The 24592-nt window shown below is 49.5% G+C and carries 19 protein-coding genes; 17 read left to right on the top strand and 2 right to left on the bottom strand.

The genetic code is table 11. The features are described from left to right. The first annotated feature begins 139 nt into the window (after positions 1-139). The 8 genes from NX720_RS21655 (at position 140) to rapA (ending at position 10799) form a co-directional block, all read left to right on the top strand. Positions 140-811, top strand: a complete 672-nt coding sequence (locus NX720_RS21655; protein WP_262597427.1) for a YopT-type cysteine protease domain-containing protein — start codon at positions 140-142, stop codon at positions 809-811. A gap of 147 nt (positions 812-958) precedes the next feature. Then, entirely contained in the window at positions 959-1582 is a 624-nt protein-coding gene (locus NX720_RS21650; protein WP_262597426.1) for an L-threonylcarbamoyladenylate synthase, read from the top strand. 147 nt (positions 1583-1729) lie between these two features. After that, positions 1730-2905 carry a tryptophan--tRNA ligase gene (locus NX720_RS21645; RefSeq protein ID WP_404831107.1) on the top strand — a complete coding sequence of 392 codons (1176 nt, stop codon included), beginning with the start codon at positions 1730-1732 and terminating at the stop codon, positions 2903-2905. A gap of 109 nt (positions 2906-3014) precedes the next feature. Next, a complete protein-coding gene (locus NX720_RS21640) occupies positions 3015-3947 on the top strand; it encodes a segregation and condensation protein A (protein ID WP_404831016.1) in 933 nt (310 codons plus the stop codon). Between the two features lie 15 nt (positions 3948-3962). After that, positions 3963-4814 (top strand): SMC-Scp complex subunit ScpB, encoded by an 852-nt coding sequence (scpB, locus tag NX720_RS21635; protein WP_262597424.1) that lies wholly within the window; start codon positions 3963-3965, stop codon positions 4812-4814. Between the two features lie 86 nt (positions 4815-4900). Next, positions 4901-5812: a 23S rRNA pseudouridine(2605) synthase RluB gene (gene rluB / locus NX720_RS21630; protein ID WP_262597423.1), complete on the top strand. Its 912-nt coding sequence runs from the start codon at positions 4901-4903 to the stop codon at positions 5810-5812. Between the two features lie 1604 nt (positions 5813-7416). Further along, entirely contained in the window at positions 7417-7695 is a 279-nt protein-coding gene (locus tag NX720_RS21625; RefSeq protein ID WP_262597422.1) for a YebG family protein, read from the top strand. A gap of 221 nt (positions 7696-7916) precedes the next feature. Next, positions 7917-10799 (top strand): RNA polymerase-associated protein RapA, encoded by a 2883-nt coding sequence (rapA, locus tag NX720_RS21620; RefSeq protein ID WP_262597420.1) that lies wholly within the window; start codon positions 7917-7919, stop codon positions 10797-10799. A 203-nt stretch (positions 10800-11002) separates the two neighbouring features. Here rapA and lpxL read toward each other — a convergent pair whose 3' ends face one another. Then, positions 11003-11923, bottom strand: coding sequence for an LpxL/LpxP family Kdo(2)-lipid IV(A) lauroyl/palmitoleoyl acyltransferase (lpxL, locus tag NX720_RS21615; RefSeq protein ID WP_262597419.1), 921 nt, complete (start codon positions 11921-11923; stop codon positions 11003-11005). A 229-nt stretch (positions 11924-12152) separates the two neighbouring features. Here lpxL and minC point away from each other — a divergent pair, with 229 nt between their 5' ends. The 7 genes from minC to NX720_RS21580 all read left to right on the top strand — a co-directional run bounded on the left by minC (position 12153) and on the right by NX720_RS21580 (position 19866). After that, positions 12153-12923, top strand: coding sequence for a septum site-determining protein MinC (gene minC, locus NX720_RS21610; RefSeq protein ID WP_262597417.1), 771 nt, complete (start codon positions 12153-12155; stop codon positions 12921-12923). Between the two features lie 42 nt (positions 12924-12965). Next, the gene (minD, locus tag NX720_RS21605; protein WP_262597415.1) at positions 12966-13775 is read left to right on the top strand and encodes a septum site-determining protein MinD; all 810 of its coding nucleotides are present in this window, start codon (positions 12966-12968) and stop codon (positions 13773-13775) included. Positions 13776-13778: 3 nt separating this feature from the next. Next, positions 13779-14033 (top strand): cell division topological specificity factor MinE, encoded by a 255-nt coding sequence (gene minE, locus NX720_RS21600; RefSeq protein WP_262597413.1) that lies wholly within the window; start codon positions 13779-13781, stop codon positions 14031-14033. 150 nt (positions 14034-14183) lie between these two features. Continuing rightward, a complete protein-coding gene (locus NX720_RS21595) occupies positions 14184-14603 on the top strand; it encodes a hypothetical protein (protein ID WP_262597411.1) in 420 nt (139 codons plus the stop codon). A 100-nt stretch (positions 14604-14703) separates the two neighbouring features. After that, complete coding sequence (locus NX720_RS21590) at positions 14704-16017, top strand: M18 family aminopeptidase (RefSeq protein WP_262597410.1); 1314 nt, start codon at positions 14704-14706, stop codon at positions 16015-16017. Between the two features lie 739 nt (positions 16018-16756). Next, complete coding sequence (locus tag NX720_RS21585; protein WP_262597409.1) at positions 16757-18874, top strand: carboxy terminal-processing peptidase; 2118 nt, start codon at positions 16757-16759, stop codon at positions 18872-18874. Between the two features lie 401 nt (positions 18875-19275). Further along, positions 19276-19866 carry a hypothetical protein gene (locus NX720_RS21580; protein ID WP_262597408.1) on the top strand — a complete coding sequence of 197 codons (591 nt, stop codon included), beginning with the start codon at positions 19276-19278 and terminating at the stop codon, positions 19864-19866. Between the two features lie 100 nt (positions 19867-19966). On the opposite strand, the gene NX720_RS21575 is transcribed toward NX720_RS21580, so the two are convergent. Further along, positions 19967-20173 carry a cold-shock protein gene (locus tag NX720_RS21575; protein WP_153767103.1) on the bottom strand — a complete coding sequence of 69 codons (207 nt, stop codon included), beginning with the start codon at positions 20171-20173 and terminating at the stop codon, positions 19967-19969. Between the two features lie 587 nt (positions 20174-20760). Between NX720_RS21575 and NX720_RS21570 the strand changes: the two genes are divergently transcribed. Both NX720_RS21570 and NX720_RS21565 read left to right on the top strand, forming a co-directional pair. Beyond that, on the top strand, positions 20761-21165 hold the full coding sequence (locus NX720_RS21570) for a hypothetical protein (RefSeq protein WP_262597406.1): 405 nt from the start codon (positions 20761-20763) through the stop codon (positions 21163-21165). 400 nt (positions 21166-21565) lie between these two features. Further along, positions 21566-24508, top strand: coding sequence for a UvrD-helicase domain-containing protein (locus NX720_RS21565; protein WP_262597405.1), 2943 nt, complete (start codon positions 21566-21568; stop codon positions 24506-24508). Positions 24509-24592: the final 84 nt, after the last annotated feature.

Genomic DNA, 24592 nt, shown 5'->3' with positions numbered 1-24592 from the left:
ATTCGAATTGTCAGGTACATAGCAGGCTCTGACCGGTGTTCCAGGCGTGCCGCCTGCGCGGGAATGACTGCAGTATGGATATTAACGCTTGCCAGTACTAGTCTGGAGAGACTAAACCGATTTGCGCAGGTAGTTTCAAATGAAAATGCAGGATCTGGTCAAACAGTTTAAGGGCATTCCTGTTTGGGAATTCAGTCAAAGTAGTTTACGAAAGCAATACTGGAGACAAGGGGCTCGCGGTCTATGCAATAGCCTGAGTATCAGCTGGATCAACTATCATGCCCATAACGACAGTCTGGCCAATCATCTAAAGCAATCCAATATTGACAGTCAGGATGATCTTGTAGTGCAGCATATGATTTTTTTGCAAAACACTCTACAAGAAAAGAAACCCCGTGCCAGTTCAATGAAATGGTTAGAAATGCATGGCATGGTACTTCTGAACAGAGGTTACGGTGCTACTGCCAGCCCGGATAGTGAATACCGTATTATCACTACTCTTGCAAAGGATTATAACTGCTACGCCCTGATTTCTTTTGGTCTGAGAGATTACGTCCGGAAGACGTCTCTACTCCATGCTGTTGCCGCCTGGCTTGGAGGCCCCGATTATGTCAAGGGAGATGTCTGTTTTTTTGAACCGAATTACGGAGAGTTCTGGTTCGAGAGTAAACAGGACTTTTTCTCTTTTTTCCCTGTGTATTACCAGTTGCATCGCGCAACGTATGGTCAGAGTGGAGCCTTGCTCAGAGATCGGGTAAGGATGGAATACTCCAACGTTTTGACTTGTGCGCTATCGAGCGCGGCATTGTAGGGCAGCATGGCCATTGCAAGTCGTTGATCTCCTCCTGTGCAATGGTATGATGCCCCCCTGTCTTCACCTGAGCGGAAACTTGCCGACACCTGCTTTATCTGTCTGTCAGAAAAGCTCAAGGCGCAAGGGACCATGATTTGGATAACCATGAGTCAATTTTTTCAGATTCACCCTGACAACCCGCAACCGAGGCTGGTTCGTCAGGCGGTTGAGATCATGCGTAACGGCGGTGTGATCGCATACCCCACCGATTCGGCTTATGCCCTGGGCTGCCTGATTGGCGAAAAGAAAGCCGTTGACCGGATTCGCAGCATTCGCCACCTGCATGACAAGCATAACTTCACACTGGTCTGTCGCGACCTCTCGGAGCTGGCTATTTATGCCCAGGTCAACAACAGTCAGTACCGATTACTGAAAAGTGCCACGCCGGGGCCTTATACGTTTATCCTGAAAGGCTCCAGGGAAGTTCCCCGACGGCTGATGCACCCCAAACGACGAACCATTGGTATCAGGGTGCCAGAGTGCGCAATCGTCAACGCACTGCTAACCGAACTGGACGCCCCCATCATGAGCACCACCCTGCACCTGCCCGCAGATGATCAGCCCATGACCGATGCTTACGACATTCGTCAATTACTGGAAAGTCAGCTGGACCTGGTTATTGATGGCGGCTACCGGGACGGCATCCCAACCACTGTGGTCAGCCTGTTAGAAGACACACCTGAAATCTTGCGGGAAGGTAAAGGTGATAGCACCCTGTTTTCTGCCTGACCGATACCAGCGCATTATTTACCAGCACAACGCATGGCAACAAAAGTACTTTTACCGGCCACTCATCTATCGTAACCTGACGGATCAGGAATTCCACAGGAGAAACTCTTGAGCGCAGTAGATTCCCAGTCGCGCATATTATCAGGGATGCGACCCACCGGCAGACTGCATCTGGGCCACTACCACGGTGTATTGAAAAACTGGCTAACCCTCCAGCATGAATATGAATGCTTCTTTTTTGTAGCCGACTGGCATGCTCTGACCACCCATTACGAGAATCCGGCTCTGATTGAAGAAAATGTCTGGGAAATGGTAATCGACTGGCTGGCAGCGGGTGTCAATCCGGGATCGGCGACTCTGTTTATTCAGTCCAGGGTACCAGAACATGCAGAGCTGAACCTGTTGCTGTCGATGATTACCCCTCTGTCCTGGCTGGAGCGAGTCCCCAGTTATAAGGACCAGCAGGAAAAACTGCGCGAGCGGGATCTCTCCACTCACGGCTTTCTCGGCTACCCTCTGCTGCAAAGCGCGGATATCCTGCTCTACCGAGCCGGATTGGTGCCGATAGGCGCGGATCAGGAAGCTCATATTGAAATCACCCGTGAAATCGCCCGGCGGTTCAACCATCTCTACGGCCGGGAACCCGGTTTTGAAGATAACGCTGAAGCCGCCATTCGCAAAATGGGCAAGAAAACCGGCACACTGTACCGCAAACTGCGCCGGGCCTATCTGGAAAAAGGCGATGACGAAGCTCTTGAAACCGCCAGAGCCCTGCTGAAAGAACAGTCCAACATCACCCTGGGCGATCAGGAGCGACTGTTTGGTTATCTGGAAGGCACCGGCAAGGTGATCCTGCCGGAACCTCAGGCGCTGCTGGCACCACAGCCAAAAATGCCGGGACTGGACGGGCAGAAAATGTCCAGCTCCTTCGGCAACACCATCACCCTGCGTGAAGACCCGGATGATATTGCCAGTAAAATCCGTAAGATGCCCACCGATCCGGCACGTCAGCGCCGCAACGATCCGGGCGAACCGGAAAGATGTCCGGTGTGGCAACTGCACAAGGTCTACTCTGACGACGCCCGACAGGAGTGGGTTCAGGAAGGTTGCCGCAATGCCGGCATCGGCTGTCTCGACTGCAAAAAACCGGTGATCGAAGCCTGCCAGGCAGAGCTGGAACCGATTCGTATGGAAGCCATGGAACTTGAACGCAATCGGGATGTCGTAAAAAACATCATTGCCGAAGGTTGCGAGCAGGCCAGAGACGAAGCACAGGATACCCTGCGTGACGTGCGCGAAGCCATTGGCCTGGATTATCGCTGATCGTTTCAACCCCTCCTGATGGTTGATTCCTGACCAGCAATATAAGACATTATTAGTAACCCTGATATTGGCAGTACCCTTTCCATCCATGATGGAAAGGGTATTTTCAATGAGAGGAGCCCGAAAAGGTGATAGTCCGATGACCACGACGGAAACCGTGGCTGACAATTCAACACCAGACAGCTCAATGCCAGACAATACGACGCCGGACAATCAACCACCGGCGCAGACTGATGCCCTTGATTTGAATGAAGCATCAGAAGCCGCTCTGGAACACCGTATTATGGTCATGGGGCAGCCCATGGCCAAACTGCCTGACGACCTCTACATACCTCCTGAAGCGCTGGAAGTATTTCTGGATGCCTTTGAAGGACCGCTAGACCTGTTGCTGTACCTGATCAAACGCAACAACATGGATATTCTCAATATTCAGGTCTACACCATTACCCAGCAGTACATGAAATACGTTGAGCTGATGGAATCGTCACAGTTTGAGCTGGCGGCAGAATACCTGGTGATGGCAGCCACCCTGGCTGAAATCAAATCCAGAATGCTGTTACCTCGTGTCACTGAGGATGAGGAAGAAGAGGAAGACCCCAGGGCGGAACTGATCCGGAGGCTGCAAGAGTACGAACGTTTCAAGCAGGCAGCGGAAGATATTGATGACCTGCCAAGACTGAATCGTAACATCTATCTCGCCAGCGCCGAGCCACCTAATGTTGATCTGGAACGTCCGAATCCCGACGTGGACCTGAAAGAGATCATGCTGGCTCTGGGCGAAGTGCTGCGCCGGGCGGATATGTACGAACACCACCAGATCGAGCAGGAAGCCCTGTCGACCCGCGAACGTATGAGCCAGGTGTTGTCACAGCTGTCTTCTGACCGCTTTACCCCCTTTGTCGCCCTGTTCCGGGTGGATGAAGGACGGCTGGGGGTTGTCGTAACCTTTATGGCAGTGATGGAACTGATCAAGGAATCCCTGATCGAACTGATACAAAATGAACCTTACGGCCCGATTCACGTGAAGGCCAGGATTGACTGACAAACAGACCCGCTTATGGAAATTGAACAACTGCAACGCATTCTGGAAGGCGCCCTGCTGGCCAGCAACAAGCCCCTCACACTGGAGCAGATGATGGCACTCTTTTCGAAAGAAAACATATCGGAAGAGGAAGCCCCCGACGCCAATATGTTTCGCGAAGCTCTGGTCGCTCTGTCCGAGAGCTGTGAAGGGCGCGGGTTTGAACTGAAGCAGGTGGCTTCCGGCTACCGTTTTCAGGTGCGTCAGGAACTGGCTTCCTGGGTGGGACGTTTATGGGAAGAAAAACCCCAGCGTTACACCCGGGCCATGCTGGAAACACTGGCTCTGATTGCCTACCGCCAACCCATTACCCGGGGTGAGATTGAAGAGATTCGCGGGGTCAGCGTCAGCAGTAACATTATCCGAACCCTGCAGGAGCGGGAATGGATTCGGGTGGTTGGTCATCGCGATGTGCCGGGACGTCCCGCCATGTTTGCCACCACCCGGCAGTTTCTGGACTACTTCAACCTGCAAAACCTTACGGAACTGCCACCACTGTCCGAAATCCGGGATCTTGAGGAGATGGCAAAGCAGTTGAATGAAGCTCCGGAACAAGGTTCTCTGGATGTCGAAACCGCTGAGACAACCGAGACAACGGATGCCGATGAAGTGCATGAGGTCATTGAAGTGAAAGAACAGTCTGCCGCAGCCCTGTTTGCCGAACTGGATGAAATGGAAGCCGACCTGCCGGATAATTTTGATGACCTGATCAAAAAGCAGAAAGTTGAAGCCCTGGAGCTGGACGAAGAGCTGGACGAAGAGCTGGACGAATCCACCGACAAATCCACCAGCACATCCACCAACGAAAGCCCGGAAGATTCTCTATAGAATCTTCTGCCGGCCTTATTTATACTCCCCGCCTTTCGACAATTTTCCCCAAAGAATGAGGTGGCAATGCCACCTGGTATAGAGCAATGACTACTGAAACAACTCCTCCCCAGGGTGAGAAACTGCAAAAAATCCTGGCGGGCGCTGGCATCGGCTCGCGCCGTGAGATGGAACGCTGGATCAGCGAAGGTCGTGTAGCCGTCAACGGTGAAAAGGCCTCACTGGGTGATCGCGCTTTGGCAACAGACCGCATTTCCGTGGACGGTCGCCCGGTAAAACTCGACAACTACGCCTCCAGGGTTCGTCGCGTGATTGCCTACAACAAACCGGAAGGTGAAATTTGCAGCCGTTCTGATCCGGAAGGTCGCCCAACGGTCTTTGACCGTCTGCCCAGGCTGAGCGGTGAACGCTGGATTGCCGTTGGCCGTCTTGACCTGAACACCTCCGGCCTGATTCTGTTCACCACCGATGGCGAACTCGCCAGCCGTCTGATGCACCCGTCCCATGAAATTGAGCGTGAATACGCCGTACGTGTTATGGGTAATGTGACCGAACAAAAGGTTAAAAACCTGTTTGAAGGCGTTGAGCTGGAAGACGGCCCGGCACGCTTCACCGATATCGTTGATTCCGGTGGTGCAGGCATTAACCGCTGGTTCCACGTCTGCGTTATGGAGGGCCGTAACCGTGAAGTGCGCCGTCTGTGGGAGTCTCAGGAACTGACTGTCAGCCGTCTGAAACGTGTCCGCTTTGCCAATGTCATTATTCCGGACCACCTGCGTATGGGTCAGTGGGAAGAGCTGGACAAAGACACCATCGACGCCCTGGCCGCTAACGTTGACCTGACCCCAGCCCCGCTGCCGACCGTTCGCAAACAGGCCCGTACCACCAGCACTGGCCTGAAAGGCTCTCGTGGCAGAACCGCCCCTCTGAAGAAGGGCAAGAAACGCCCGTCCCCGCACAAAAAAGCCGCCCCACACAAGCGTAATCGCTTTTCCTGATAAACTCCCTCCCCGAGCCGACAGCCGTTTTTACGCTGTCGGAATCACCTGTCTGTTCTATTCTCCATAAGCTTGCCGGGCTAGCCACTGAACTCATGTGGAAAAGCCCGGCAGACTTTACAACCTGAGTTGAGCTATTCGTCAGTAGTTCAGTCATAAATTCCAAATAAATAGAAATTGAGTCATTGCGCTCACCAACAATAATCATGGTAGAAATAATGAAACAACACATGCCGCTGATGACAGCTAGAGCACTGATTGCGCCATGGCCTTTATTTCAGAAAAGTACCCCACACTTACAGAAATCATTTATCAGGCTCGCTATTCAGTTCCTGATTTTACTGTTCACGACTGGCACTACCTTCGATGCCATAGCGGTTGAAAAGACTTTTAAGTGGAAACTTGAAAAAAAGGGCGCTCCTGCTGCAACAGGCACAATTAAAGTAGGCAGCCGTTGCAGAAGAAGTGAGCCTTACACAAGTGCTAGAGCCGCACTTTGGCGGCATGGTGATACTGCGAGTTATGGCGAGAGCGAGTACGAGTATACTTCCGTGCAAACCGATACAACAATAACGGTTACACATGACAATGCAGAGGTTTCAGGAGATATACCACCTGTTTTTCGGATATTCCAAAGAAATTCAGAATCCAGTCGACAAAGTGCCTTTCAGCCTGCCTCTAACACCTACCGATCCAGACTGACCCGCATTTTCAGAGGGAGAACGTCTCCGAATTGCGAACGCTACACCTGCTATGGACTTCAACTTCTGTTTTGCCCTATATTTTTCGCCTACTGCCTCTGCTGTGACGAAGAACTGGCATGCCCAATGTGGCCAGACAGAAGGCAGGCTCAACGCAATGCAACTCCAGGCTCTTTGCCACCACATGTGAACCAGCATTCTATTCATTACCGAAATCGACATCAAACCTATGGATACGAGCGTGTAACTAATCCCGGAAATACGCTAATAATCTGGCCTTTTGGTACTTCTTTAGGGCAATGGTTTAATGAACTCAGGCCACCCGAGGATACGCAGTCCACCCATCAGCGATACGTCTTTATCCCCGGAATTACTTCTCAGCCAGTTTGGTGTGAGATAAGACTGAGAACCTATTCGATAGGTGAAGGGGATTACCCCACAGCTATATATATCAACAGCATACCTGACAACCCGGAACATCAAGTTAGTTCTTTGCGTATGACTATCGATACACATCGGATAGATGACATAACGCATAATTTGAGATCATTTCATATTCTGCAAGGTGACGTTCAACTGGACATAGCATACAGGTCGGGGCAATTTGATCACAGATATGATCCCTTCCCCCCTCTTGATACCGATAACCATTTGCGGAGTAGTGAGAGCGAAACTTCCGTTTGCCCAGCTTCTGTAGACGAAACATTACAACTCACACACTAACCATGATGGCAGGAAGCAGTCCAGTCTACTGGCGGCAACGACAGTATCGATAACCCGGACTGCTTTGGTAGTTTGAATATTCAAAAGGCGGGACATTTTAATTAGCTGGACATAATGACTGTATTTATATACAGTATCCGTTAAATTAATAGTAACCCCCATGCCAAACAGGAGAGGGCCATGTCAATTACCCCTATGTGGCGAGTTGATCGGGACGGGAGTATGTTTACAGACAAAAAAGCCGCTGAAGAACATGACCGCATGCTGGAACTGGCAGCTAACCTGACCACGCTGCTGGAAAACCACTTTACCATCGACGAACAGCTGGCAGAAGAAATCGGCCTGCTGCTGTCTCGTAACAAGGATGTACTGTCCAAAGCGTTCAAGGGCAAGCCTGACCTGGTGCTTAAAATTGGCAAAGACTCTGAAGAAAAAACAGCTGAGTCCGAAGTCGCCTGATCCATAATAATTCTGCCTTTATTACCCCAACCACCGAAGCTGGGTCCACTCCACTTCGGTTTCTGTCTATAATTCATAGGCTCTGCGCACTGGTACAGTACTTACATGCACAACGTTTAAACGTAAAAAGGCAACAAATCTAGCACTTGTACTGGTTGCTTATAGAAGTAATTCCGCTAATATAGCGCCCTTTTTTGTCTGGCAAGGTATGTAGTCACGACATGACGAGCTTCGTTCCTGGACAACGTTGGATTAGTGACACCGAAACCGAACAGGGTTTAGGCACTGTGCTTACTCTCGACGGTCGGATGGTCACCCTACTGTTCCCCGCTACCGGTGAAACCCGGCTTTATTCCGTCAACAATTGCCCGTTAACGCGCGTGCAGTTCAACCCTGGTGACAAAGTAGAAAGTCACGAGGGCTGGATCATGACGGTGACAGACGTCATTGAAAGTAATGGCCTGTTAACTTACGAAGGTATGATCTCAGGCGGTCCGTCTGAAGGTCAGACTGAAGTGTTGCCCGAATCCGGTCTGGGCAACTTTATTCGCTTTAACAAACCGCAGGACCGGATGCTGGCTGGTCAGATTGACCAGAACAGCAATTTCTCCCTGCGTTATAAAACCCTGCAGCACAACCACAAGCTGAAACGTTCCCCACTTCGGGGGCTGGTTGGTGCACGCACCAGCCTGATACCCCACCAGCTGCACATTGCCCGGGAAGTATCCAGCCGTCATGCCCCACGGGTCATGCTGGCTGACGAAGTGGGTATGGGTAAAACCATTGAGGCAGGTTTGATACTGCATCAACAGCTGGTGACGGGCCGGGCCAGCCGGATACTGATTCTGGTACCGGAAAGCCTTCAGCATCAATGGCTGGTAGAAATGCTCCGTCGTTTCAACCTGCATTTCAGCCTGTTTGATGAAGAACGCTGCCGTAACGCCGATGATGACAATCCGTTCAATACTGAACAGTTGATTCTGTGCAGCCTGGACTTCCTCAGCAATAACGCTGAGCGTTTTGAGCAGGCCATGCAGACCGACTGGGACCTGCTCATCGTTGATGAAGCGCACCACCTGGTCTGGGATGAAGAAAGCCCGAGTGCAGAGTACTGCACGGTCGAACAGCTCTCCCGCCATATTCCTGGCTTGCTGCTGCTCACCGCAACCCCGGAGCAGATGGGACCTGAAAGCCACTTCGCCCGTCTTCGTCTGCTGGACCCGGATCGCTTCCACGATCTCAAGACTTATCAGGATGAAGAAAAAACCTATGAGCCTGTGGCTGAGGCGGTTCAGGAGTTGCTGGAAAACGACCGTCTTCCGGAAGCGGCTCAGAAACATCTGATCAGCTTCCTGGGCGAGGACTGTCAGAACCTGATTGATAACATCAATATGGGCGACGAGGAACTGAGAAGTTCTTCCCGTAACCGTCTGCTGCGCAGTCTGCTGGATCGCCATGGCACTGGACGCATTCTGTTCCGCAACACCCGGGCCGCTGTCGGAGGCTTCCCTGGTCGTGTGGTTCAGGGTTACCCCCAGCCATTGCCGGAACTTTACCAGATCGCTCTGGAAGAAGAGACGGAGACTCGCTGCAGCCTCTACCCGGAACTGGCCTATCAGTCCCACATCACTGTGGATGATATGGATCCCTGGTGGAAAGTCGATCCCCGGACTGACTGGTTGATCAACCTGCTCAAGCTGCTTAAAAAGCAAAAAGTGCTGGTAATCTGTGCCAATGCCAATACTGCACTGGATCTGGAAGATGCCATGCGCATCACATCCGGCATCCCTGCGGCGGTTTTCCATGAAAACATGAGCATTGTTGAGCGCGACCGTGCAGCCGCCTGGTTTGCCGATGAAGAATATGGTGCCCAGGTACTGATCTGTTCCGAGATAGGCAGCGAAGGCCGGAACTTCCAGTTCGCGCACCACCTGGTGCTGTTTGACCTGCCAGCTCATCCAGACCTGCTGGAACAGCGTATCGGTCGACTGGACCGTATTGGTCAGACTGAAACCATCAAGATCCATGTGCCTTACATCACAGATACCAGTCAGGAACTGTTGTTCCACTGGTACGATCGTGGTCTGAATGCCTTTGCGGACACCTGCCCATCGGGCAGCATGGTGTTTGAAAAGCATGGCGAACAGTTGCAGGCCCTGCTACAACCTGAAAGCAATGCAACTCTGAAAGATATCGAGCCACTGATCAGTGAAACAGCCGCATTGAATTCAGAGGTAAAAGAGCACCTGCATAACGGTCGTGACCGCCTGCTTGAAATCAACTCCCGTGGACTGTCTTCCAGTGAAGACATGATCAACGATATTGAAGAGCAGGAAGAACCTCGCCAGCTGAAGCGTTACATGGAAAAGCTGTTCGAAGGTTTTGGCGTGGAATCGGAAGACCATTCCAAACACTGCCTGGTGATTCGTCCCGGCAGTCACATGGTGACATCGTTCCCAATGCTCTCTGCCGATGGCATGACCGTTACCTTTGACCGGGAAATGGCTCTGTCACGGGAAGACATGCACTTCCTGACCTGGGAACACCCAATGGTTAGCGACAGTATGGAGATGCTGCTGACCAGCGATATGGGTAACACATCGGTGGCATTGCTGAAGAACAAAGCTCTGAAGCCTGGCACTATGTTGCTGGAAGCGATTTACGTGGTTGAAAGCAGCGGTGACCGGCGTTTGCAGCTGGATCGTTATCTGCCAGCGACACCGATTCGCTGCCTGATTGATCCGGGCATGAACAATCTGGCCTCCAAAGTAGCCTTTGATACGTTGAACGCCCAGTTACAGCCCATCAAAAAGGGTATGGCAAAAAAACTGGTAAAAGCCCAGCGTGAGCCAATTCTCAAGCTGCTGGAACGTGCGGAAGGTTACGCCAAGGACGCTGTACAGCCCATTGTGTCAGAAGCCTGCTCGGCTCTGTTGGCCGCTGTAACGGAAGAGATCAAACGTCTGGCAGCCCTGAAAGCGGTTAACCCTAACGTTCGTGATGAGGAGATAGAACATCTCAAGAATCAGGCAGCTATTGGACATCAGTGTTTGCAGAATGCCATGCTGAGGTTGGATGGTTTGCGATTGATGATTGCAGGCTGACCCTGTCTCTAAAAGCTAAGCCCTTTGCCTGCTACGGTCAAAGGGCTTAAACACACTACTAACTACTACTTGTTAAGCAAGCCGGAGTCCGTTGAATAACCTGCTGCCTGAACTATTAGTTGCTAAATAAACTGAACCCATTACCCTCATACCAAACAAGCCCTGTAAGGGCTTGTTTGGTAACTGTGAAAAAAACTTGGCTATTAATAAAAACCAGCTTCTCCTTCAGGGCGAGTCTTAAAACGCCTGTGCAACCACATATACTGCTCAGGACGTTTTCTCACCTGGGCTTCAATAAAACAATTCACCGCCTGAGCATCCTTATGGTCATCACCTTCAGGAAAATCGCTCCAGCCCTCAAACACTTCCAGCTCATAACCTTCAGCATTAGGCAAACGGGTCAGCATCATGGGTACCACTTGCGCCCTGCCCATTTTTGCCATTCTCGATGTGCCGGTGACAGTCGCCGCCTGCACTCCGAAAAAAGGAACAAACACACTTTGCTTAGGGCCGTAATCCTGATCAGGCGAGTACCAGACGGTACGCCCTCCCCGCAGTGATTTCAGCATCCCCCGCACATCCCTTCTGCCCAGCAAACGACTACGCCGGTCATAACGCAGACGCTGCTTTCTCTGCATGTATTCAAACACAGGGTTTTTGTGTTCTCTGTAAGTGGCGTCAAGGCTATGCCGCAGGGCGATAAAAGCACCGGTAATTTCAATGGTGGTAAAGTGCATGATCAGCAACAATTTCCCCTGGGATGAATCAAGGTGTTCCAGACCTTTAAAGCGAACCAGTTTTTCCAGCCTTGACCGCGGCCACCACCAGGCAATGACCACTTCCATCAAACCGATACCCACTGACTCAAAGTTGGCTTTCAGCAGAGCCTCACGCTCTCGAGCGGTCTTCTCGGGAAAGCACTTATCAAGATTCACCCTGGCGATATCCACACGCTTACCGCCGCGATGATAAAGCTTTCTGCCAATCCAGCTACCCAATCGCACCAGCACCGGGTAGGGTAACCAGGAAGGCAGAATCGTCAGCCCCAGACCAAGCCACGTCAGCCAGTAACGGGGGTGAAGAAAAGACCAGCGAAACTGGTCAGCCTCTGTTTTGTTTGTCATTTTTTTCGACATAAGTCCTGAAATAACTACCTGAAACAACTAAATTAAACGAGCAGAGCCATTAATAAGCGAAAACCAGAGAATTGTCACTGACCAAAACAAAACCCTCGTCAAAAAAACCTTTAAAAACGGGCAAATAAAAGTCATCCACTTTGAAAGTACTTGTGATTTGACACCCAGCCTATTACTCTCAACTTAACTCTAGGCTTCAGAGATTCTGGTTGCAGTCATGGCCTCCATCATTAACCCCAAAAGTTCGCCCGCCTTTCAGCTAAAAGGTAGCCTCTACACACTGACCACCCTGGAACTGCATACCACCAGCCACAGGCGACTGAAACAACAACTGGAAGGTATGACCAGCAAGGCTCCAAATTTTTTCCAGCAGACACCTGTCGTTCTGGATCTGGATAAGCTGGAAAACGGCAGTGAAGAGCTAAATCTGATCAGCATACGACACCTTCTTCATCACACCGGCATGGTTCTTGTCGCACTGCGCGGCGGCACTGAGCATCATAAAGAAACAGCCCGGATGGCAGGCGTTGCCTGGCTACCCCACCAGAAGCAAAAAAGGCATTCCGCACCACCAAACAGCAACGTGATCATGCTGAGTCAGCCAGACTCAAGTATTCCTGTAGAAAAACCTAAAACCACCCCCGTTCGGGCAGAGGCCACCATTATCAGTCGTCCGGTTCGATCCGGACAGCAGATCCATTCTGATGGCGACCTTATTGTACTGGGACAGGTCAGTGAAGGCGCAGAACTTCTGGCCGGAGGACATATTCACATCTATGGTCCATTCCGGGGGCGCGCCCTTGCAGGTATTACCGGCGACAAAAAGGCCCGTATTTTCTGCAATCAATTTGAGGCAGAGCTGGTATCAATCAGTGGACAGTACAAATTAACCAGTAAAGACCAGAGCAGCCTCTGGAGTCATCGCTGGGGTTTGAACGCACAGATATTCCTTGACGATGATCACTTGCACATAGCTGCGCTTTCATAAATACTGGGGCCTCCAGTTAATCAGGTATTCAGGAAGTTTAACTTGGCCCGAATTATCGTTGTTACCTCAGGAAAAGGAGGGGTTGGTAAAACAACGACCAGCGCCTCATTCGCCACCGGCCTGGCATTACAAGGGCATCGCACTGTCGTTATTGATTTTGACGTAGGTCTGAGAAATCTTGACCTGGTCATGGGCTGTGAACGACGCGTCGTCTACGATCTGGTGAATGTTATCAATGGTGAAGCAGCCCTGCACCAGGCGTTGATCCGTGACAAACGCACAGAAAACCTGGCAGTCCTTCCCGCCTCCCAGACCCGTGACAAAGAAGCACTCACCAGAGACGGAGTGCAAGCGGTTCTTGATGAACTGGCCAAAGACTTTGAGTATATCGTCTGCGACTCCCCTGCCGGCATTGAGCACGGTGCTCTGATGGCACTCTATTTTGCCGACGAAGCCATTATCACCACCAACCCGGAAGTCTCTTCTGTCAGGGATTCGGACCGCATACTGGGTATTCTGCAGAGCCGCTCCCGCCGCGCTGAGCAAAACCTGGAACCGGTCAAGGAACAGCTTCTGCTGACCCGTTACAATCCGGAGAGGGTGGAGCGGGGTGAAATGCTCAATGTTGAAGACGTCAAAGACATTCTTGCCATTCCCCTGCTGGGAGTGATACCGGAATCTCAGTCAGTCCTTAAAGCTTCCAACCAGGGCATCCCTGTTATTCACCAGAAAAACAGTGACGCTGGTCAGGCCTACAAAGACATGACCGAACGCTTCCTCGGGACAGACATCCCTCATCGCTTTCTGGAAGCACCTAAAAAAGGCTTTTTACAAAGGATGTTTGGGGGCTAATACATGAGCTTACTTCAGCTTTTCCGCAGCAACAAAGAAGATAACAGCGCAGTCACTGCCAAGGAACGTTTACAGATTATTGTCGCCCATGAACGTATGAGCCGTTCAACCAAAAATGTTCTGCCAGCCATGCAGAAAGACATTCTTGATGTCGTTCGTAAATACATTGAAGTCAGCGAGGAGGACATCTCCATCAAGCTGGACCGGGAAGGCGATTACTCAGTACTGGAAGTCAATGTCCAACTGCCTGAAGCATAAGGGTCAGAGCGACCTTCTCCCCGGACTTTGATACTCAAGGTTTCTCCTTACACCTCTAAACATTCCGTTACATCGCTTCATTGAACTTCAATGGGCGGCTATTGTCTCAGTAGTCATCCATTGAAGGTTTACTCACAGAGAGGACAAGCGATGCAATTTATACGAATCATCGTTATAGGAAGCTTCTTATCAGGATGCTCGTTCTGGAATCATCACCAGGATGTGAGACCTGGTGCCTCAGGCACCCACACGATTATCCTGAACACCGACGATCGCACTTCCGGCTATCGGGAAGCCAAGTTTCAGGCAGACAACTTCTGTGGCAAGCAGCATAAAACGACTTACATTTTAAGCGAAGAGTATCACTATACAGGCACTATGAGTGAAAGTGATTACCTGGCACTTAAGGCAGCGGCCAAAGTTGCCAGAAATGTCGGCCAGACGGTCTGGGCGCTGTCAAAGGATGAAGAAGGAGAAGACACCGGAATGGCTACCGCAGCGGGTGGAGCCATTGCAGACGACGCCATCGGTTCAGGGTATAAATATACCGTAAAGTTTCAGTGCCAATAGAGATTTACTCTCTAAAACAACGCCTGACCAGAAGACACCAATAGACTTTTCATGAATAATAACAGGTTCGCTGGTAAACCGGCTGAAATCAGGAGAATTCATGAGTCAAGTATCAACCCTCCAGCAGAACTTTAACCAGAACCTGTTGGAGTTTCTGCGAGAGTCCCCCACCCCTTATCACGCTGTTAAAAACATGGTGGCCAGGCTGGAGCAACACGGCTTTCAGCAACTGCACGAGTCTGAGGCTTGGCAACTGAAAGACAATGGTCGCTATTATGTCACCCGTAACGACTCATCCATTGTTGCCTTTACCAATGGCGATCACCAGCAGGGCTTTCGTATGGTGGGTGGGCATACCGATTTTCCCTGCCTGAAAGTCAAGCCTCAACCAGAGCTTCACAAACACCAGTACCTGCAACTGGCTGTTGAGGTTTACGGTGGCGCCTTGCTGAACCCCTGGTTTGATCGTGACCTGTCCATTGCCGGACGCGTCTTTTATCTCGATACTGCCGGTGCATTGAAATCCAGCCTGATCAACTACCGCAAAGCCATCGCCTACATCCCCAGCCTGGCTATTCACCTGGACCGCGAAGCGAACAAGAACCGCAGTATTAATCCGCAAACCGATATCCCGCCCATTCTGTGCCAGCTGGACAAGAATGAAAAAGCTGATTTCCGCGCCCTGCTGAAAGAACAACTGGCTGCGGAAGGTGTCACTAATGTTCAGGAAGTGCTGGAATACGATCTGAGCTTCTACGACACCCAGGGCGCAGCCATTATCGGTTTGAAAGACGAGTTTATCGTCAGCACGGCGCTGGACAACCTGCTTAGTTGCTATGTGGGCATGACGGCCATGATCGAGTCACTGGAAAACAGCACCGCCCCTATGGTTCTGGTGTGCAATGACCATGAAGAGTGCGGCAGCAAATCTGCCACCGGCGCTCAGGGCCCCATGCTGAAAACTATCCTGCACCGGATTGCCGGCTCGACTGAAGCCCTGGCCCGGGCCATCAGCCAGTCCATGATTATTTCAGCCGACAATGCCCACGGCGTTCACCCGAACTTTGCAGATCGTCATGAAGGCAATCATCAGCCTCTCCTGAATAAAGGCGCGGTATTGAAAATCAACGCCAACCAGCGTTATGCCTCCAACGATGAAACCTGCTCCCTGTTTGGCATGCTGTGCCGTGAAGCGGGTGCCGATTATCAGTATTTCGTCACCCGCACCGATCTTGCCTGTGGCAGCACCATCGGCCCGTTAACAGCCGGCGAGCTGGGCATTCGAACACTGGATATAGGCCTGCCAACCTTCGGTATGCACTCTATCAGGGAGACCGCCGGCACCAGAGATGCCTTCCAGTTAACCCGGGTTCTGCAGCGCTTCTTCGCAAAAAACAGACTGCCATTCGCCTGATTACTGACTGACCCGACCCGGTGCAAAAGGTATCTGCGATCTGCGCCGGGTTGCAGTTCAGATACAAAACAAACATCCTGATTACATTGCCTTGCAGAACATAATCGAGATATTCATATTAAGTACAAATCCAGAGTTCAGAAGCCCCTGTGAGCCTGCTAATCTAAAAACTGCACAGTAACTGAAACGAAAGTGCGCACAGCGGAACTAATTATGAAACACCAGCACAGAATCCCAACTCAGCATCACCCCAAAAATACTCACCCGACCACTACTAAGGGCGGTCAAGGCGAACAGCATCAAAAGCTGAAACCGCTGCTGAAAGCCTCATCAAGCATTCCTGCTAAGCAACAGGATGACTCTACCTGCTTTGTCCGCGGGTATAACTGAAACTCAGGCATAACTCTGCTATAAATGGGTGAGGTCAATACCTTACCCGTCGTGCAGAATACTACCTTAAACCGCCACTCTTCCCATTCCTTACCAACTTCTTACGAAAGCAAGTTGCCCATTCCCGAGGCATACCTGTATTCTGTTTCTGTAAGCGGTCGATTATTCCTGCAGTGATCATTAACAGCGGAATTTGCCGATAACCATTTACCCAATACTTCAGTCCGGCCATTGCAGGAAATTTTCAGAAGGACTCCCCCATCTGTCTGCAAGGTCTTTCAGGCTGTAGTATGTTTAAGCACTCAGCGGTTTAACTGATACCGACAATAGACACGGAGCTTCATAATCCATGATACCGACCCTGCGACTTGCAAGGAAATACACATCGGTTTTCATTGCACTGTTCACTGCGATCAGCCTGGCGATCTTCTCCGCTTTCGCTGCTGACCAGAATCTGGAACGAAAACTGGAGGATCTCTCCCCCACACTCCAACAGGCTATTGCCAGTGTGAATATTTACCAGTCTCTGTCCAAAAACCATTACCGGAAACTGCCTCTGGATCAGAAACATGCCGATAAGGTTTTCCAACGCTATCTGGACCGGCTGGATCCTAACCGTAGCTTTTTCCTGAAGAAAGACATTGACGAATTTCAACGCTATCGTGAAAAGCTGGCCAGCTCCCTGAAAAGCGGCGATCTGAAACCAGCCTTTGAAATATTCAATCGCTACCGCAAGCGAGCAGGTGACCGGGCTCGATACCTGCTCGCAAGAGTTGACAAAGGGATTGGTGGCATAAACCTCAAAACCGATGCTGAACTGGTAATTGACCGGAAAGACTCACCCTGGCTGCCCGATGAAAAGGCCCAGCGTGAATTATGGGATCTGCAACTGAAAGACAGCATTCTGTCGCTCAAACTCAACAACAAAACAGATGAGGAAGTCATTGAACAGCTCAAGCGTCGCAACACCAACCTGCTGCGCCGTTTGCACCAGAGCAAGAGTGAAGACGCGTTCCAGACTTACATCAACGCCTTCACCAGCATCTTTGACCCACATACCCAGTACTTCTCTCCCCAGACAGCAGAGAACTTTGATATCAACATGAGCCTGTCTCTGGAAGGCATTGGTGCCGTTCTGCAATCTGAAGATGAATACACCAAAGTCGTCAGTGTCGTACCCGGTGGCCCGGCTGATCTGGCCGGACAGCTGAAACCCGGTGATAAAATCGTCAGCGTTGCCCAGGGCAAGGGTAAGCTTGAAGACGTGGTCGGCATGCGACTGGACGACGTGGTCAAACTGATTCGCGGCAAAAAGAAAACCCTGGTACGTCTGGAAGTGATTCCCGGTGCCAGCAAGAGTCAGACGACAAGGGTTTATGAAATTGTTCGCGACAAGGTCAAACTGGAAGAGCAGGACGCCAGCAGCAAAATCATTGAAGTCAAAGACAAAGGGGTTACCCGAAAAATAGGTATCATAGAAATCCCTACCTTTTACATTGATTTCCGTGCCGCACAAGCTGGCGACCCCAATTACAAAAGCACCACACGAGATGTAAGGAAGCTGATTGCAGCACTGAAAAAAGAGAAAATCGACGGCCTGGTCATCGACTTGCGTGCCAACGGTGGCGGTTCACTACAGGAAGCCAATGAGCTGACCGGGCTGTTTATCGGCAAAGGCCCAACCGTTGTGGTTCGCGACAGCCGGGGCAGAATGGAGAAACAGGAAGACCCCGACCCCAAACTGCTTTACGACGGACCACTGGCCGTAATGGTCGATCGCCTCAGCGCTTCCGCCTCCGAAATTTTTGCCGGAGCTATTCAGGACTACGGTCGCGGCATTGTTATTGGCAGCCAAACCTATGGCAAAGGCACTGTACAGAGCATTCAGCCTCTTAACCACGGTCAGCTAAAGTTAACGCTTGCCAAGTTCTACCGGGTATCCGGTCAAAGCACGCAGAATCAGGGCGTACTGCCTGACATCAGCTACCCATCTCTGTACGAAACCCGGGATATTGGCGAGAACAAACTGCCCGACGCCCTGCCCTGGGACACCATTAACCCAGTGAAATTCCAGCGCTTTGGCGACCTGAGTGCATTTTTCCCGCAACTGGATAAAAAACATAAGCAGCGCACAAAGAATAATCCGGATTTTGTCTATCTGAACGAAATGAAGGATTATCTCTCCCGCTACGAAAACAAGACCAAAGTTTCCCTTAATGAAGAGAAACGCCGTCTTGAAATCCAGTCCATGCGCAGTCAACGCCTGGCTATCGAAAACCGGCTGAGAAAAGCCAAAGGGGAAGAACTACTCAACAACCTGGACGAGCTTGAAGAAGCCGAACAGGCTAATGCCGACAACAAGGATAAAAAGAAAGAAGCTGACGCCTTCGTTATGGAAGCAGGTGCCATTCTGAACGATCTGATCCGTCTGAAAAAACAGGCGACAAAACCGGCTCAGGCTGCGTGACTTTCAGAGATTGTTACCAACCATTGCGGCAGTTTGCACACTTAAATTGCAAACTGCCGCTCTCATCCCTGAAACCTTAAAACTGATGAAACTCTTATAAATCCTCATTAAATCCCTCAAAACAGCGTTTCATTACGCCTTTCCCATATATCCCTCAATATCAATAGCCACCTGTAATGAAAGGAACTTTTATCTCATAAATTAATCCAAACTTCTGAACCCATCATAGCTGGGTAAGGGAGCACCCTATGAACCAATATTTTATTGATAAATGCATGTACGCATCCTTATTCGAAAAAGAACAAAAACTTCGAATGATCAGAAGCATTGTGTGCAATAAGAAAATGGCAGATCAGTTCAATGAGCACTGCATTGGGCTGGCGACAAAAGACCCTTACCGTTTGAAAGTTGACTTCCTGATTTCTGAAAAACACCCTTTACTGCTTAAAAATATTATGGGTCTTCAGGCAAAGAAAAAAGCAACAGGATTAAGAGAGAAATATATCGAAAAAAATATGGCAAATCTGGAAAAAACAGGGCTTTTCCCTCTTATCAAAGCGAATTTTGACCTTGAATCCATAGTACCGTTTATTAATGGTTCAGTAAAAATTCTGGTGAATAACGATAACAAAATCATCATTCCCCATGTCCTTTCCTACCAGGACTGGCTTGATGTTGCAAAAGCAACATACCCTGATGAATTTCAAGAAACTTATACTCTGGTTCGACAGCGTGCTGTTTTTAAAACCATAAGACACTCTATGGGTATTTATGATACAGCGTGGCAAAAGCTACCTGAAAAATGCTATGGCTATATTTGTCGACGGGTTGTGCAAATGGTGTGCAGGCATTTCCCACAATTGGACACTGTTGCCAAGTCATGGCTGGAACAAAAATCAAAAGTAACCGATGTGGATCAGTTTGAGCTGGATACTGACTGGGTCGTTGGTTCAGATAAATTCTATTGGTTGCCCTGTGAACTTGACCATTAATTGGAGGCTCTACAAAAAAGGCAACACCCTGAGGCATTGCCTTTTTTTTCTTCACTGACGTGAAGTAAGAAACCGCATCGTCAATGATGCAATTCAGTCCTTACAGAGGACGAATATCTTCAGCCTGAGGGCCTTTCTGACCCTGAGTCACTCGAAATTCAACCTGCTGGCCTTCTTTCAGAGTTTTGAAGCCGTCACCAACGATCTGACGGAAATGGGCAAACACATCAGGACCATTATCCTGAGCGATGAAACCAAAACCTTTCTCTTCGTTGAACCACTTAACGGTACCGGTAGTAGTAGACATAATCATATCCTGTATTTAAGCGAAGTAAGCCATTCAGCCCCTATGGCACGAATGACGGTCAAGCTAGAAGATTTGTTTTACTTATGGCAGAACAGGACGAGATACTACTCTCGGAACACTAAATCTATACATAAAGAATCAAACACACTTATAACGTGGCGTCCATTTTTACATGGCTTCAAGCTATCGGCAATCAGTATAAACCAATTTTTATTGTTACCACTAGCACAAAGAGCTCCGCCTTCAGCATTTTCGCCGTAAGACCCCTGACTTGAGTGAAATACTTCCCGATTACATGTTTGCTTTCGGGAGGATTACCCTTGCATCGTGGCCGCTTCCCGCGGGTTTGGCAATGATACCAGTGTAACAGCCTCCGTAGAGTTCAGAGGCTGTCGCAAAAAGGTGAAAAAGTACGAAATAAACTTTGAACCGTCATCCCTGCCGAGGAGGAATCCACTGTGCGTGGCGGGCTCCCGCCTTCGCTGGAATAACGATGTTTATTTATCCTGTTTTTTACATCGTCGTTGTTGATGGTCATTCCATAGAGTCCTATGTTTAATTTTTTAGCGAAAACAGGGTTTTGCTGTATGCGTTTATTCACTCCTGTCGTGCTGGTCTTACTCGCCAGCTCCCTGACAGCTTGCTCAAAACAACCGACTTACAACGAAATTGAAAAAGAAAAAAAACTCTGCCTTATTCAAGGTGGTTCATTAATCACGAAACAACGAGGGGATCAGAGCATTTATGATGTCTGCATTTACGAGGACAATCGTCAATGCGAGCTTAAAGCCCTGGCAAAAGGGCTTTGTAGAAAAGGGGGCTTTAAAATAACAGGATACGCTACAGAAGCGGCTCAGTACTGTGCAATCACTGGCGGTCGCTATGCGGCTGGCTTAAATAGCAATACACCTCAGGAAACGGGTAGCTGTACCCGGCGTGGTCGCACCTGCGATGCCCGGGAATATTTTGAAAACCGTTGCGATTTGCCATAGGCGCTCCATGAGGCACAAGGAACAAGTTACCTCAGACCACCACCTTCTTAATCATTATCTTGTTGCTTCGACTGTCTGAAGAAAGAAGCACTTCACGACGGAGAGAAAAAACAGGGGTAAAATCCGGTGGGTAGTGCCTGGAAAACAGAAAAATACTCAAAAAGCCCAGAAACACAGGCCTATAGACGACAAAAACCCGAAGCCTTATGACTTCGGGTTCCAGCAACAATGCGGCAGAAAGGGAACCCATTTCAGAATATGCTGATACTCGCCAAATCTGAACCATCATTTTACATAGTATCCGGTTTACAACCTGAACTATAATACCGCCTACTTCGCACCTACCAACATAAGCAGGATCATGAGCAGCAGGCATTGCAATGCTCAACTTCTAAATATCATGAATGTACTTTTTTACAACGACCTGAACCCCAAGAACATTCCGGGTTTGACCAAAGTTCAGAAAGCGCTGGAAGCAGGCAATTTCACTCAGGCTGATGTCCGTAAGATTGATACTAACCTTTACCGTGCAAGACTAAACCGTAGTGATCGAATACTGTTTTCATTGTACCGCTTTCAAGGTGAGCCGTACTGCCTTATTCTGGAGCACGTACTCAGCCATGCCTATGAAAAGTCCCGTTTTTTAAGCCGGGGCGTGGTCATCGATGAGAATAAAATTCCGGTAATAAGTAGTACGGACATTACTGAATCCAAAGAGCTGGTCTATCTCAATACGGGCAGCGACCGCTTTAACCTGCTGGATAAAATCATATCTTTTGATGATGCTCAGCAATCTATCTACAAACTCCCCCCGCCCCTGGTCATCATTGGCAGCGCCGGTAGTGGTAAAACCGCCCTCACTCTGGAGAAAATGAAACAGGCTTCTGGCGATGTTCTGTATGTCAGTCTATCGCCTTTTCTGGTGCAAAATGCCCGTAATCTCTATTACGCTAACGGTTATGAAAATGAAAATCAGGAAGTTGACTTTCTGTCATTTCATGAGTTTATCGAAAGCATCAGAGTGCCTGATGGCAACGAAATCAAGCTAAGGGATTTTTCAGCCTGGTTCCAGAGACATAAAGGCCAAAGCAAACTGAAAGACCCTCACAAGCTGTTTGAAGAGTTCAGAGGGGTGCTCACAGGCCCATCAACAGAATCCGCCTGGTTATCACGGAGTGAGTACCTTAAGCTGGGTATCAAGCAGTCTATATACAGCGAGGAAGAGCGTTCAGGTGTTTACGATCTGTTTGAAAAGTATCTCAGCCACCTGAAATCAAATCAGCTTTACGATACCAATATCGTCAGCCATGAATACCTCTCCAAAGCCTCTGCCCGCTACGATTTCATCGTGGTCGATGAAGTTCAGGATATTACCAATATCCAGCTATACCTGATTCTTAAAACGTTACGCAATGCGGGTCACTTTATCCTTTGTGGTGACTCGAACCAGATTGTACATCCCAACTTCTTCTCATGGTCAAAAGTAAAGTCGTTATTCTTTGAACAGAAAACACTCACCGGTCATAGTGAAGTTGTCCGGGTATTGCAGTCAAACTACAGAAACTCTCCGGTCGTCACCCATATTGCCAATCGTATCCTGAAGCTAAAACATGCCCGTTTTGGCTCCATCGATAAAGAGAGTAACTACCTGGTTGACAGTATTGGGGGGCAACGTGGAAGCCTGCAATTACTGAACGACAGCGATAAAGTCAAAAAAGACCTGAACGCAAAAACCTCCCACTCCACAAAATTTGCCGTTCTGGTTATGCACCCTGACCAGAAAGCGAAAGCCAGTAAATGGTTCAAAACGCCTTTGGTCTTTTCAATTCAGGAAGCCAAAGGGCTGGAATATGACAACATCATCCTTTACAACTTTATCAGCGATGAGGAAAAAGCATTTCGGGACATCGCTTCGGGTGTAGACCCTAAAGCGCTTGAGGGTGATACCCTGAACTACGCTCGCGCAAAGGATAAAAGCGACAAATCCCTGGAAGTCTACAAGTTCTATATCAATGCGCTTTATGTCGCCATGACCCGGGCTGTCAGTAATTTATTCCTTGTGGAAGAACGTCAGAAGCACCCCATGATTCGTCTGCTGGATATGGATCAGTACAGCAGTGACCTTTCCCTCGATAAACAGGATTCCAGTCTGGATGAATGGCAAAAAGAAGCCCGAAAACTCGAACTGCAGGGAAAGCAGGAACAAGCTGATGATATTCGTGACAGAATCCTTAAACAGAAACCTGTGCCCTGGCCTGTACTCGATCAAAATGCCTTTACCGCTCTGCAGGAAGAAGCCCTGGCTGGTACTAATAAGAAAAAGCGCATTCTGGCGCTGGAATACGCCCTTGTTTACCACCATCGTCCGACCCTGAATGCCCTGGTCAAAGCTGGCGTAAAAGCTGCGTCTCAACCTGAAAGCAAGTCACTGACTCAGCTGTATCGTAAACACTACATGACCTACGATTTAAAAAATCCCGGCTCAGTGTTGCGGGATACCGAGCAGTATGGCATTGATCACAGAACAATTTTCAACCTTACACCGTTGATGGTCGCCTCTCGTATTGGCAATGCAGGACTGGTTAAAGAACTGGTTGAGCGGGGAGCAAACCCGAATAAAACCGGCAGCAACGGACTCAATGCGCTGCAACTGGCTATGGAAATGGCACTGTTCGACGAAAAGTACGCTAAAAACAAACTGCCTGACATTTATCAATTACTAGAACCAGACAGCCTTTCCATTCAGGCCGAGGGGCGCCTGATCAAACTCGACAAAAAACTGATGGGTCTGTTTATACTCAATCTGATGTTCGCCCTGTTTTACCGAACTCTCGGCAATGTCCTGAGTATCAACTGTGGATTCACAGCCAAAGAAATTACCGAACGGGTACAGCAATTGCCGGACTCTGTCCTCCCTGAGCGACGGAAACGCCAGTCTTACATCAGCAGCATTCTATCCGGTAATGAGGTTGAAAGGGATTCACCTTATAACCGCAAACTCTTTAAACGCATTAAACGGGGTCACTATATCATCAACCCACTGCTCAAATTGCGCGAGGAAGAGCAGTGGGCTTCGATTCACGATTTGCTAAAGCTTGATGATCTGGATTTCAAACCAGCCGTGATCGCCGACTATGACGTACGCCCGGAATACAGGATTAGTTTCCAACAACGTCTGGATCACCAGAACACAATCCGCTCTGAGAATGTTCGGTATTTTTGTGGCGAAATTCAGAAGTTAATCGCAGAGGGTGAAAGAGTAGTGAAAGATGTAATTTCCTCAGAAGAACTGAGCGTAGCCAGTACCAGCCACCCATTACAAGACAAGGTAACAACATCCTGAAAAAATCAGGCAGGCAGGGAGTAAAGGCCTTCCTGCCTGAAACTAATGCCTTTGTACACCAGCAATCCCTTCATAATTTCCTGT

The sequence above is a fragment of the Endozoicomonas euniceicola genome (genome assembly GCF_025562755.1).
Taxonomy (GTDB): Bacteria; Pseudomonadota; Gammaproteobacteria; order Pseudomonadales; family Endozoicomonadaceae; genus Endozoicomonas_A; species Endozoicomonas_A euniceicola.
This window is presented reverse-complemented; position numbering and strand designations above follow the sequence as displayed.

Bases quoted from the DNA above. Each gene is read 5' to 3' on its own strand.
- NX720_RS21625 (WP_262597422.1), top strand. From the start codon at position 7,417: ATGTCAATTACCCCTATGTGGCGAGTTGATCGGGACGGGAGTATGTTT.
- NX720_RS21650 (WP_262597426.1), top strand. From the start codon at position 959: ATGAGTCAATTTTTTCAGATTCACCCTGACAACCCGCAACCGAGGCTG.
- NX720_RS21655 (WP_262597427.1), top strand. From the start codon at position 140: ATGAAAATGCAGGATCTGGTCAAACAGTTTAAGGGCATTCCTGTTTGG.
- minC (WP_262597417.1), top strand. From the start codon at position 12,153: ATGGCCTCCATCATTAACCCCAAAAGTTCGCCCGCCTTTCAGCTAAAA.
- NX720_RS21575 (WP_153767103.1), bottom strand. From the start codon at position 20,173: ATGTCTACTACTACCGGTACCGTTAAGTGGTTCAACGAAGAGAAAGGT.
- minE (WP_262597413.1), top strand. From the start codon at position 13,779: ATGAGCTTACTTCAGCTTTTCCGCAGCAACAAAGAAGATAACAGCGCA.
- rluB (WP_262597423.1), top strand. From the start codon at position 4,901: ATGACTACTGAAACAACTCCTCCCCAGGGTGAGAAACTGCAAAAAATC.
- NX720_RS21645 (WP_404831107.1), top strand. From the start codon at position 1,730: ATGCGACCCACCGGCAGACTGCATCTGGGCCACTACCACGGTGTATTG.
- NX720_RS21595 (WP_262597411.1), top strand. From the start codon at position 14,184: ATGCAATTTATACGAATCATCGTTATAGGAAGCTTCTTATCAGGATGC.
- NX720_RS21565 (WP_262597405.1), top strand. From the start codon at position 21,566: ATGAATGTACTTTTTTACAACGACCTGAACCCCAAGAACATTCCGGGT.
- lpxL (WP_262597419.1), bottom strand. From the start codon at position 11,923: ATGACAAACAAAACAGAGGCTGACCAGTTTCGCTGGTCTTTTCTTCAC.
- scpB (WP_262597424.1), top strand. From the start codon at position 3,963: ATGGAAATTGAACAACTGCAACGCATTCTGGAAGGCGCCCTGCTGGCC.
- NX720_RS21570 (WP_262597406.1), top strand. From the start codon at position 20,761: ATGCGTTTATTCACTCCTGTCGTGCTGGTCTTACTCGCCAGCTCCCTG.
- NX720_RS21590 (WP_262597410.1), top strand. From the start codon at position 14,704: ATGAGTCAAGTATCAACCCTCCAGCAGAACTTTAACCAGAACCTGTTG.
- rapA (WP_262597420.1), top strand. From the start codon at position 7,917: ATGACGAGCTTCGTTCCTGGACAACGTTGGATTAGTGACACCGAAACC.
- NX720_RS21640 (WP_404831016.1), top strand. From the start codon at position 3,015: ATGAGAGGAGCCCGAAAAGGTGATAGTCCGATGACCACGACGGAAACC.
- NX720_RS21585 (WP_262597409.1), top strand. From the start codon at position 16,757: ATGATACCGACCCTGCGACTTGCAAGGAAATACACATCGGTTTTCATT.